This window comes from Postechiella marina (genome assembly GCF_039538365.1).
In the GTDB taxonomy this organism is placed as follows: Bacteria; Bacteroidota; Bacteroidia; order Flavobacteriales; family Flavobacteriaceae; genus Postechiella; species Postechiella marina.
On the sequence record NZ_BAABCA010000002.1, the window covers coordinates 81,210 to 93,548 of the forward strand.

Consider the following 12,339-nt stretch of genomic DNA (forward strand, 5'->3'; position numbering starts at 1 on the left):
TTACAAGTTTGTAATTACTGCATCTGCTACTTCAGATGTATTTGCGTTTCCTCCTAAATCTACCGTTAAAACTCCTTGTTTGGTTGTTTTATCTATAGCTTGCATAATGTTATTTGCTGCTTCGGTTTCTCCAATATGATCTAGCATAATCGCTGCAGACCATATTTGACCGTAAGGGTTTGCTATATTTTGTCCTGCTATATCTGGTGCAGATCCGTGAATAGGCTCGAACATAGATGGAAATTCTTTTTCTGGATTTATGTTTCCACTACCTCCTAAACCTAGACTTCCCATAACAGCACCGCCCAAATCACTTAAAATATCTCCAAATAAATTAGTTGTTAAAACCACATCGAAAATCTCTGGTTTTAATACAAACATAGCTGTAGAGTTATCTATATACATTTGGTCGTGCTCTACATCTGGATACTCTTCTGCAACCTCTTTAATAACGCGATCCCAATACGCTAAACTGTTTATTAACGTATTAGATTTAGTAATATGTGTTAATTTTTTTCTTCTTGTTCTAGCTAATTTAAAAGCATAATGCGCAACACGCTCAATACCTTTTCTAGTAAAAATACTTGTATCTACACCCATCCCATTTTCAGAATCTGGCAAATACTGTCCGCCAACTTGTACAAACTCGCCTTCGGTATTTTCTCTTACAATAACAAAATCAATTTCTTTTTCGCTTCGTAAAGGTCCTGGCACTCCTGGGTAAGAACGAACAGGTCTGTAATTTACATATTGATTAAAACTAGTGCGCACCTTAAAAGTATAGTCTTTTGCAGGTAAAGTATCGTCTACTCCTGGCAAACCTACAGCTCCAAAATATACCGCATCAAAATTTTTAAGCGTTTCTAAACCATTGTCTGGCAAAAACTTTTCGTTTCTTAAATAGTAACCTGCCCCCCAATCAAAAGATTCTGTTTCTATTGTAAAGTTGTGTTTTTTTGCAACTGCCTCAATAACCTTTAATCCTTCTGGTACAATTTCCTGTCCGATGCCGTCTCCTGGTACGACTGCAATTTTGTAATTACTCACTTTTTTTGGTATTATATTGATTTATTAATAACTCTTTTGATTTGTTAATATGCGCGCGTATTAATTGCTCTGCATCATCAGCTTTACCCGCTTCAATAGCATTTATAATATCGAAATGCTCGTCTAAGGTATCGTCTGGTGTTCTTACCAAACCATGCCCTACAATTTTATCATGAATGTTAGTAAAAAAATACACCTTATCTAATGGTGCATTTCCTGTTAACTTAATAAGCAATGAATGAAATTTTTCATCGGCCTTGGCATAAGCATCTACATCAATATCTTTTTGAGATGTAAAAGGTTCGAAACAAGCCTTAAGTTTTTTTATTACTAAAGGCGATTTTTTGTTGGCTAAAATTCTAGCTGCCATACCTTCTAAAGCTTCACGACAAGTATAAATGTCTATAATTTCTTTTTCGTCTAAGGCTCTTATAAACATACCTCGCCTAGGAATACTTTCTACCAAATATTCATTTTCGAGAGCTAATAATGCTTTCATCAAAGGTGTTCTGCTTACTCCTAATTTTTCTGCTATTTTTTCTTGAATAATTTTTTCGCCTTGTTTTAACTCGCCATTACTAATCATTTCTTTTAATCTGATATATATAGGCTGACTAAGATCTGTGTGTTGTATCATAATTTCACTGCATTTTGTATACAAAACACAATAATACAATATTTTTAGCACAAATAATATGGAATTGCTATAAAAATAGCACAAAAAAAACCTTCAAGTATATCTTCAAGGTTTTTAGAATGTTTTAATAAACTTGCTCGTTAAATTATAGGGTTGGATAAATTATTAAATCGTTAAAACGTTTCTTTTTAAACCAGGGGTCGTTGGTTTTCTCTAACAATGCACCTAATGAGGATAATAAAAACTTAGAAACCTCTGGATTGGTTTGTAATTTTATTTTATTGAGCTGATAAGGATCATTTAAATTATCGTAATAGTAAGCTTCTTCTACTTTGCTACCTTCATCACTATTCCAAGGTTTTTTATTTTCTTGTACACACAGGGTATATCTTTTTGTCATTACACCTCTAGAATTACCCAACATAATTAGCACAGCTTCTGGTTTTGTAACTTTTTCGGCTTTATTATCTAACAAAAGTGATGCGTAATTTACACCTTCAATATCCGATGGTATTTCTTCTTTTAAACCAGCTAACCCCATGGCTGTTGGTAATACATCTGGAGCTCCAAACAACACATCGTTAATTCCAGACTTTACACCTTTAGGCCAATGCACGATAAACGGGATAGCTAAAGATTCTAATTCAAAAACATTTTTTCCAGTGTTACTATGGCTTCCTAACATTTCTCCGTGGTCTGAACTAAACATAACAATTGTATTATCTAGCTCACCCATTTTTTCTAATTCATTTAAAACCAAACCAATATATTTGTCTGCGCTGGTTACGTTAGCATAATAATGGCGAGCATAATTGGCAACTTCTAAATCTGCATTTTCTCTTACCACTAGTTTTTTATCAATCTTAGCATATTTATCTTGGTCGTAATACTCATGTAACACTTGCATATCTGTATTCTCGTCATCCCAAGGATTATGTGGCGGATTCATAGACCAAATCATGCAAAATGGTTTATTAGGATCGCGACGCTTGTTTTGATTTTTTAAATAGGTTATAATTTGATTCGCTTCATTTTTTGCCGAAAACATTTTTGGTAAATGCAATTCGCCATCTTGTTTACCTTCTATAGTTTCTGGAATATTAGAATATACTCTTGGGTTAAAATGCTCATCTTTTAAAGCTTGATAAAAATACTCTATACTGTGTCGCTTTTTTCCTGGCGGAATATAGGTGTCGTAAATATTAGTATAATGACCTCCAGGAGCCTCTTCGGTACCTACATAATTCCCGCTGTCATCAAATAATGGTTCGGTTTTTAACCAATGGCACTTACCAAAATAAGACGTATTGTAACCCGCTTTGTAAAACAAATCTGGAATAATATCTATATCATCTTTTAAACTATAATCTCTACCCTTTTTACAGTTATTCCAAATACCATTTTGCTCTGGGTATCTTCCTGATAGCATCATGCCTCTATATGGGCTACATAAAGGAAAATTACTAATGGCATTGGTAAACACAACTCCATTTTTTGCTAGTTTATCTATATTTGGTGTAATAACAGGGTCTCCTTTACCTTGCGCAAGTTCTTTATATGGAGATTCGCTCCAAAACCCAGCACTGTAACGCCTTAACTGATCTGGAAAAATAATTAAAATATTAGGCTTTTTTTTAGTTACCTCAACTTTATTTTCGGCTTTAGTTTTATTTTTACAACTAAAAGTAACCGCTAAAAGTAGCAGTAAAGCAAATCTTAATTTCATGTTTTAATTTTTAATATGATTTAACCATTCTGGCAATTTACCTAGCCTTAATTTTAACTGTTCTTCAAATAACGATTCTGGTTTAACTGGCGTACCCAAACTTTCTAAAACTTGAACCTCATCTTTATTAAACGTGGTACCAGAGCCATGAAAACCTACAATAATTGGAGGCACAATTCGCCAAAACCAAGTATCTGTAGCTACAAACCTAAAATCAGATTCTGCTTCATCAATTTCGTTATAATTCCATAACACTAAATACCTACCATGATTTGGCAAATTTTTTCTAGCACCACCTGCTCTCCCTTGAAAAAAACCTCCTTCAACATTATCGAACAAGGTATTTCTTGGTTGCGAAGCATGAGACTCAAAACATGTATGCGCAGGATAATTAGAGCGCCAAATAACGGTTCCAGATGTGCTACCTCCACCAACGCCAACTGCATGATGCATACCTGCTTTATCGTTAATTTTTGCCAACAATATACCCGTTGAACCTGCTGAGTGTAGTGATGCATGACCAATAGCCCCTTCTATTTTAATGTGCAATGCTGTACACGCTGCAGATGAAGAAAACCCAGCGACTCTATTTACATTTTTAAATGTGCAATCTTTAATCCAAGAATTCACTGCTTTAGAGATTGATAAAATACTCCAACCACCATCATCTTGAGCAGAACGATGATGCACAAATTCTTTTTTCCAATTACCTTCAAAAGTTAAATTTTCGAATCCTACATGGTTTAAATGCGCAAAACTATACACTTTCCAATTGTGTTTAGCATTAATGTCGTAATGGATAGGAGAAACAAATGTGACTGTATTACCTTTTACAGATTCTACTTGATGACGCTCGTTTACCTCTACTCCATCTTTTAAAATGGAGGTCCATTCTTTGTCTGGAATTAATGGAGAAATATCGTAATCTAGTATAGCCTTACTGTTATTTTTAACCTTAACAATTAGCCAATCTCCCTTTTTTATTTTTGAAGCATCTTCAACCTCTATAGTATTAGTTTCTCGCTTAGAGTTAGAAGTAATATTGCTAATAAATTTATCTTTAGCCTTAGTTGTTACTTTAATAGCAAACGGACAAGTCCATAATTGATCTGGGTTAAGCGGAGGCAAATCTCTATCGAAAAACAAAACGGTATTTGCTTGATCTTCTCCCCTAAAAACAATTTTAGACGATTCTATTGTAATAAGACTATTATCGTCGTTTTCTGTGTTTATAAAATATTTGCCTTTCGGAAAATAAATAACACCTTCACCATGTTCTGAAGCAGATTTTATGGCTAGATTAATAGCTGTTTTATCTGATTTTTGGTCGTTAGGAATTGCTCCAAAATTAGTAACATCGAATATTTTATAACCAACAACAGGAATGGGCTCTTCGCTATATTTATACCCCGCATACGAGAAGTCTGGCAAAATAGGTGTTGCACCTGTTTTTTTAGCTTCAACAAAATCTTCCCAAACTGTTTTTGTTTGTGCTTTACAATTAAGAAAAACTAAACACATAAAACTTAAATAGAGTACATTATTTTTCATTGTATTACTGGTTTAAATTATAAGATTTATACCTTCCTAAAGCTTCCAAATAATAATAATCGGCATAATTTAGTGGCACGTCTATTTCGTTTCCATGTGGTATACTGCCTACACTATGCTTTAAAATAAAATGTTTATTCTCTCCTAATTTTGCTGTGTATTCGGGCGTTTTTAAAGACTCTAAAATTTTATTAATTGCCAATAAATACGATGTTTCTGTATACCTATTTAACTCAATTAAAGCAGAAGCTGTTATAGCAGCAGCAGAGACATCTCTTGGCTCGTTTGGAATATTTGGTGCGTTGTAATCCCAATACGGAATACCATCTGCAGGCGTACCTTTATACTCTAAAATGTACTTAGCTATTTTTTTTGCTTTTTGTAAATACTTCTCATCTTTTGTATAGCGATAACATACCGTATAGCCATATAAACCCCAAGCTTGCCCTCTTGCCCAAGAACTACCATCTGCAAAACCTTGTGCTGTATGTTTACCTCTAACTTCGCCCGTTTCGGGGTCGTAATCTACAACATGAACAGAGCTGTTGTTTTCTCTAAAATGATTTTTTAACGTAGTGTTGGCATGGGTAATAGCTACATCTTTGTATTTTGAATTCTCCGTTAACTTACTAACCTCAAATAACAATTCTAAATTCATCATATTATCTATTATCACAGGATATTTCCAACCACGTTCTTTTTGCCACCCACTAGCTACGTCCCAGCTTTTTATACACCCCACTTTAGGGTTAAACCTAGTAATTAAAGACTCTGCAGCATTTATCATTACCGCCTTAAAAGCTTCATTTTTTGTTAATCTATAACCATTACCATAAGAGCAGTTAAATACAAAACCTAAATCGTGATTTGTAGTTAAGTTTTTATGATCTTCAAATAGAGTCTGAAACTTTTCGGCAGCTTTTCTCCATTTTTCATCTTTAGTTTCTTCAAATAAATACCACATACTTCCTGGATAAAAACCTTCGGTCCAATCGAACCTTTGATGCGTCCAATGCATTTCGCCATCTTTGTTTAGCGTTCTAGGAATTTTATTCGATGCTTCGGCATCTTGAAGCAATAGTGCATATTGTTCTTCGGCTTTTTCAATAACCGTTTTAGGTTTAACCACTTCTACTTTTTTCTCTTTACAAGAGAATACACAAGTAAAAGCAACTAATAAGAAAAATGTTTTTGTGAATTTTAAATACATTGATTTTTGTTTATAATTTATTATGTAATAAGCACCTTTTAACTAAGCACTTCGCTATTTTTTTTATATTATACTACCTCGTTTTGTTTGCTAAACTTTCTATGCAGAGAAGGTGTTTGGTTAAAGGCTGTTTTAAAACATTTTCTAAAATATTTTATGTCGTTAAACCCTACATCGTAAACAATTTCAGAAATACTCATATCGGTATTTCTTAATAATTGACTTGCTTTTTTTAATCTGATTGTTCTAATAAATTCAGATATAGATTGCCCTGTAAGGACTTTAACCTTTTTGTAAACCACAGTTCTACTCATGGCTAAATCTTCACAAAATTTATTGACATTAAATTCTGAGTTCGACACATTTTCTTCTATAATTTCCATTGCTTTTTTTAAAAAAACCTCATCTGTAGACACAACAGTAATCTCTTTAGGTTCTAAAAGAATATCTTTTTTAAATTTTTCTATTAACAGCCTTCTAGATTTTAAAATATTTTGCACCTGCAACTTTAAAGTTTGGGCATCGAACGGTTTTGTTAAATAAACATCTGCGCCAATTTTATAACCTTGAGATTGCACTTTAGACGATGTCCTTGCTGTTAATAACAAAACAGGAATATGACTTGTTTTTATATTAGTCTTTATTTGGTGACACAGCTCTAAACCATCCATTTTAGGCATCATTACATCACTAATAATTAAGTCTACAGATAATGATTGCGCTATATGAATGCCTTCTTCTCCATTTTTTGCTTCAAACACATTGTATAAACCTTCAAAAATACCTTTAACAAAAGATCGCACTTCATCATTATCTTCAACTAATAATATACTTGACAAACCATCTTTAATAAATACTTCTTGCGTTTTACTCTCTTCGCCTACCCAACCTAAATTCATTACTGCAGGATCGTAATAATCTAAATTATTTGTAAAACCATCTAAAAGTTCTTCGTTTACAATCATTTCTTTTTTAGATAGATGCGTTTTACCTAAGGGTAATAAAATTGTAAACTGTGTGCCCTTACCTTGCTCACTCTCTACTAATATTTGACCTTTATGAAGCAGTACAATATCTTTTGCCAATGCTAAACCTACACCTGTACCAGACCGCAACTCATGATGTTGACCTAACTGAAAAAATCTATCAAATATATGAGGCAGATCTTCTTCTCTTATTCCTTTACCATTATCTTTAATTATTATTTTTAATTGTTTTGATTCTAAAACAAGATTATCATCTGTAGAAATATGTAGCGATATTTCACCTTTACTAGGTGTAAATTTAAATGCGTTAGACAAAACATTTAAAACAACCTTTTTCATTTCAATCTCATCAAACCACACCTCGTAAAACTTATTGTCTGACACAAAGGTGTAATCTATACTCCTATTATTAGCCAACTCTTCAAAAGACAGTTTAATGTTTTCTAAAAAAGGCACTATATTTCTTTTAGTTGCCATTAATTTAAGCTTGCCAGATTCACTCTTTCTAAAATCTAATAACTGATTTATAAGTTGCAATAAAATGGTAGCATTTCTATACATACCAGACAATTGTTTTTGTAAACCTTCGTCTGCTTTATTTTTATCTATAAGTCGTTTTAAAGGGCCTATAATTAATGTTAATGGTGTTCTAAAATCGTGAGAAATATTGGTAAATAATTGTAATTTTAGTCTGTTAACTTCTTCTATATGCTCCCTATCTAATCGCTCTTGTTTTAATTGATTTCGATCTTTAACCCTAAGTAAATTATATTTTCTAATGGTTAGAGCTATTGCCAATAAAAGAGACACATAAATAAAATATGCCAACCATGTTGCCCAAAACGGTTTTTTTATATGAAGAGTTACCCCTTTGGTAACATTACCCCAAACACCATTGGAGTTTGATGCCTTTACATAAAACTTATAATTTCCAGGGTTAATATTAGTATATGTTGCGGTTTGTTTATTGCCAATGTAATTCCAATCGGAATCGAACCCATCTAGTTTATAAGCATACAAGTTCTTTTTTGAATTTGAATAGCCTAACGCCACAAAATCGAAACTAAAATCGTTTTGATTATGCGCTAACTCAATCTTATCAAAGCTTTCTACACTTTTTAAATAAGGCTTATTTCTTACTTTAAAACCACTTATATGAATTGGTGGCATATAACTATCGTTATCAATAATATTATCAGGGTTAAAAATGGTAACACCATTACTTCCTCCAAAAATTAACTCGCCATTTTTAGTTTTTAAACTCGCCCCATAATTAAACTCGTTACCTTGAAGCCCATCAATTTTATCGAAAGTTTTTATCTGTTTTGTATCTCTGTTTATTCGACTTATACCTTTATTGGTACTTACCCAAATATTATTGTTATCGTCGGGTAAAATGGCGTAAACTACCTCGTTAGGCAATCCGTCTTTTAAACCGTAAGACGTACTCTTTTTTGTAATTAAATTATATTTATAGAGCCCATCTCCTTCTGTACCAACCCAAAGATTATTGTTTGAAGTTTCGTAAATACTTATAACCTGATTTACAGAAAAAGGCCCTTGAGGTTTATCTCGATAATTTACACTTTCAATTATTTTTTTATCAATATCTATTTTAGCAAGCCCATTAGAGCTACCAACATAAATAGTATTGTTATCCATTGATTTTTCTATGGTATACACAAAGGTTCCTATAATATTATTGGGGTCGGGTATTTTTGTAAATTTTTTAGTCTTGGTATTAAAAAAATTTAAACCACCTTCGTTAGTCCCAATCCATAAATTATGTTTAGAATCTTCTATTAAAGCAGTAATCTTATTATCACTTAATGCTCTAGAATCTCTATAAAAGCTTTGGTATTGTATATTTTTAGAGTGATCTTCTTTTATATTAATATAATTAAGTCCGCCACCATGAGTACCTACCCATAAATTTCCTTGGTAATCTTTTATAATATCTTTTACATTATTTGATGTTAGTCCCCCAATATCGTTCGATTCGCCCTTGTAATACGTAAATTTCTGATCTTTTGTATTATAAAAATTAAGTCCGCCACCTTCTGTACCAATCCATAAATTTTGATGCGCATCTTCAACAATAGAACTCACCACTTTATAATTTAAATGTCTATTACCAATACCAGCGGTTAGTGTAAAAAAATGACTTGAATTTCTGTCTAAATAATCTATACCGCCTGCCCAAGTACCAATCCATAAATCGCCACGTGCATCTTCTAATATACTGTATATTGAATTTTGGCTAAGGCTATTAGAATTATTAACATCATTCTCGTATTTAAATATTGTTTTAATTTCATGATTAAACCTATATAAACCAGAATAACTTCCTATCCAAAATACACCTTCTTTATCTTGACAAATGGTTCTAACAGGGTTATCTATAATTTTTTTAGAATTAACTAAATAATCTTCAAACCTTTTGGTAATAGGATTAAAAAAAGCAAGACCGCCATGGTAGCCCAACCAAATATTATGATCTTTATCTTTATACAACTCTACAACACTATTAGTTACTGCATGAGGCGAACTGTTTTCTGGATATTTAAATGTTTTAAATACATTTAATTTATAATTGTAAACTTCTATGTTTTTTTCTGTACAAATCCATAGAGCGCTTTCTTTATCATCTACAATAGATAGCACATTATTAGAAGTAATGCTTAGTGTCTCTAATGTTTTCGTATTTAATTTATCTACACCAACATCTGTGGCAACCCACATAAATGTAGAATCTATAGGAGCTATATCTTTAATAGTATTTGTATAATATTCTAGAGTGTTACTATATTTTTTAATTCTAATAAAATTATCTTCCTTTCTGTTATACAAATTAAGCCCCTTCATGGTTCCTACCCATATTTGGCCTTGATTATCTAGAGTAATCTCTGTAATTCTGTTATGGCTTAAACTATTCTCGTCTTCTGAGTTGTAATTGTAAACCTTAAAATTTACACCATCGTATTTATTTAAACCATATCTAGTGCCAAACCACAAAAAGCCTTCGTTATCTTGAAGAATAGATATTACAGATCTTTGAGAAAGCCCATCTTTAGTGCTTATGTTTTTAAAATTAAGGTTTTTATTAAATGTATTTTTATTTTGAGTATAGACACATAAACTTGCTAAAAAAAAGAAGAAATAAAGCATTGACCTTTTTATAAAAAAAAGATTAATTATGTAATTATTTATATTTTCTATTTTATTATCCATTGGTGTCTTTTAATAGCAAAATTTAAGTAACCTCTCTAAATTAACAAACTATTTTAAATACCCCCTGTTTTCTTCAAAACTGGGGATATAAAAATAACTCAACGTAAAAATTTTTAGCTCAATTTACCTTTAATATAATATTTAATACCCAGGGTTTTGCTCTTTTAACTCAGGGTTCTTGTCTAATGCCGATTGCGGAATTGGCATCAAATAGTTTTTATCGTCCCAAATGTATGTTCTTCTCGTATTTGTATAAGGATCTTTTGCTAGTTTATCTCCAGGAGCAAGTACATCGTCCATAGTACTTGGAGTTAAGTAAAGTATAGTACCATCATCTTGCTTTAAAGCGTAGCAACAAGACATGTATCCTCCTTCTTCTGGCGCAGCAGGATTAACAGGAACACTTCCATTACAAACATCTGCTCCTATTCTCCAACGACGGATATCCCAAAAGCGGTGACCTTCAAAAGCCAACTCAACTTTACGTTCGTGCTGAATTCTTTTAAACATACCATCTGGATCTAAACCAGGATAATTAACCTCTAGATTTGGCATGTTCGAACGGTTTCTTACCACATTAATCGCATCATAAACAGTTTGATCTGGCCCTACCGCTTCATTTTGAGCTTCTGCATAATTTAGGTATACTTCTCCCAAACGTAATACAATCCAACTTTGCTTTGATTGACCAAAATCGAAAGCTGTTACCTCTTCAGACATAAACTTTTTTAAGTAATACCCTGTAATTGTAGCCAGCCCTTGAGCATGGGGTGCATCTGTGTTTTTTATAGGCCCCCAAGTACTATTACTAGCATCATAAACCCAAGCAAGATCGTAAGTAACACCTCCATAAAATGTTGAACCGTGATGTATTACTGTCTGCTCTAATCTTGGGTCTCTATTTTTATAAGGGTCGTGCGGATCGTGACCATTTGCAACAGTAGCAGGCAAACCATTTGCAAGCTCGTAAGAGGCTACCAAATCTTCGGTAGGGTTATGTTGTCCTCCCCAAGTACCACGATTACTAGGAGGTCGAGAGAAATTATCGACTGTCCCTCCTTTATTTACACCATCAAACAATATTTCGAAAAGAACCTCTTTGTTGTTTCCTTCTGAAACAAACAGTTTTTGATAATCTGGCTCCATAGTACGATCACTTGTACCTTCGTTTACTGCATCTATTACTTTTTTTGACATAACTGCCGATTTAGCATATCTTTTTGCATGCAACAACATGCGTCCATGAAATCCCCATGCAGCTTCTTTGCAAATACGTCCCCATTCTGAACCTGCCACATTCATATCTTTGGCAAAAGGCAAAGCCTCTGCTACTTCTTCAAACTCTGTATCAATAAAATCATAAACATCTGTTTCTGGTGTTCTAGACTTATATAAAGCGTCAACGTCTGTAATATCTGGCACTTCTGTTATAAGTGGAACAGCTCCATATCTTCGTACTAAATCGAAATAGAAAAATGCTCTTAAAAACCGAGCTTCTGTTTTCATTAACTGCATGTTGGAATTTGAAGAAAGAGAAGAGCCTTCTATACCATCAATAAAGGTATTACACTCAAAAATAGCAGTATAATTTTCTTCCCAGTTACTAAACTGTTGGCCATTGGTTGGTGTTTGTCCGTAATTAACATAATGCCATGCTTCTACATATCCACTTTTATTAGCTATAAGATCGGTTGTGCAATCTAAAAAACTACGTCTTCCTAAACCACGTCCTTTGTGGCCTATAGACTCCCAACCAAACCCATTTGGCATATAACTGTAAATATCTGACAGTAATGCTTTGGCATATCCTTCATTTTCAAATACAGCAGCACTTGATATTTTATTAAGCGGTTCACTTTCAAGATAATCATCTGCGCAACCAACATACAGAATACTTGATAAGGCTATAAAAAATAATATATATAATTTTTTCATCATTTTAATTTTAAAA

General features: G+C 32.8%; 7 protein-coding genes. All 7 read right to left on the reverse strand.

Features of this window, described 5'->3' with window-relative positions; genetic code table 11:
- Window positions 1-1,047 carry a tartrate dehydrogenase gene (locus ABD715_RS04170; protein ID WP_344786832.1) on the reverse strand — a complete coding sequence of 349 codons (1,047 nt, stop codon included), beginning with the start codon at window positions 1,045-1,047 and terminating at the stop codon, window positions 1-3.
- On the reverse strand, window positions 1,040-1,684 hold the full coding sequence (locus ABD715_RS04175) for a GntR family transcriptional regulator (RefSeq protein ID WP_344786834.1): 645 nt from the start codon (window positions 1,682-1,684) through the stop codon (window positions 1,040-1,042). Before ABD715_RS04175 ends, ABD715_RS04170 begins: the two co-directional genes overlap by 8 nt.
- A gap of 145 nt (window positions 1,685-1,829) precedes the next feature.
- Window positions 1,830-3,410, reverse strand: a complete 1,581-nt coding sequence (locus ABD715_RS04180; RefSeq protein ID WP_344786835.1) for a sulfatase family protein — start codon at window positions 3,408-3,410, stop codon at window positions 1,830-1,832.
- A 3-nt stretch (window positions 3,411-3,413) separates the two neighbouring features.
- A complete protein-coding gene (locus tag ABD715_RS04185) occupies window positions 3,414-4,961 on the reverse strand; it encodes a DUF4955 domain-containing protein (protein ID WP_344786836.1) in 1,548 nt (515 codons plus the stop codon).
- A gap of 4 nt (window positions 4,962-4,965) precedes the next feature.
- Window positions 4,966-6,171 (reverse strand): glycoside hydrolase family 88 protein, encoded by a 1,206-nt coding sequence (locus ABD715_RS04190; protein ID WP_344786837.1) that lies wholly within the window; start codon window positions 6,169-6,171, stop codon window positions 4,966-4,968.
- Window positions 6,172-6,239: 68 nt separating this feature from the next.
- A complete protein-coding gene (locus ABD715_RS04195) occupies window positions 6,240-10,388 on the reverse strand; it encodes a two-component regulator propeller domain-containing protein (RefSeq protein ID WP_344786839.1) in 4,149 nt (1,382 codons plus the stop codon).
- Window positions 10,389-10,529: 141 nt separating this feature from the next.
- Window positions 10,530-12,326, reverse strand: coding sequence for a RagB/SusD family nutrient uptake outer membrane protein (locus ABD715_RS04200; RefSeq protein WP_344786840.1), 1,797 nt, complete (start codon window positions 12,324-12,326; stop codon window positions 10,530-10,532).
- Window positions 12,327-12,339 lie beyond the last annotated feature (13 nt).

Excerpts from the sequence above, each read along its gene's own strand:
- ABD715_RS04175 (WP_344786834.1), bottom strand. The coding sequence starts at position 1,684 with ATGATACAACACACAGATCTTAGTCAGCCTATATATATCAGATTAAAA.
- ABD715_RS04180 (WP_344786835.1), bottom strand. The coding sequence starts at position 3,410 with ATGAAATTAAGATTTGCTTTACTGCTACTTTTAGCGGTTACTTTTAGT.
- ABD715_RS04185 (WP_344786836.1), bottom strand. The coding sequence starts at position 4,961 with ATGAAAAATAATGTACTCTATTTAAGTTTTATGTGTTTAGTTTTTCTT.
- ABD715_RS04190 (WP_344786837.1), bottom strand. The coding sequence starts at position 6,171 with ATGTATTTAAAATTCACAAAAACATTTTTCTTATTAGTTGCTTTTACT.
- ABD715_RS04195 (WP_344786839.1), bottom strand. The coding sequence starts at position 10,388 with ATGGATAATAAAATAGAAAATATAAATAATTACATAATTAATCTTTTT.
- ABD715_RS04200 (WP_344786840.1), bottom strand. The coding sequence starts at position 12,326 with ATGATGAAAAAATTATATATATTATTTTTTATAGCCTTATCAAGTATT.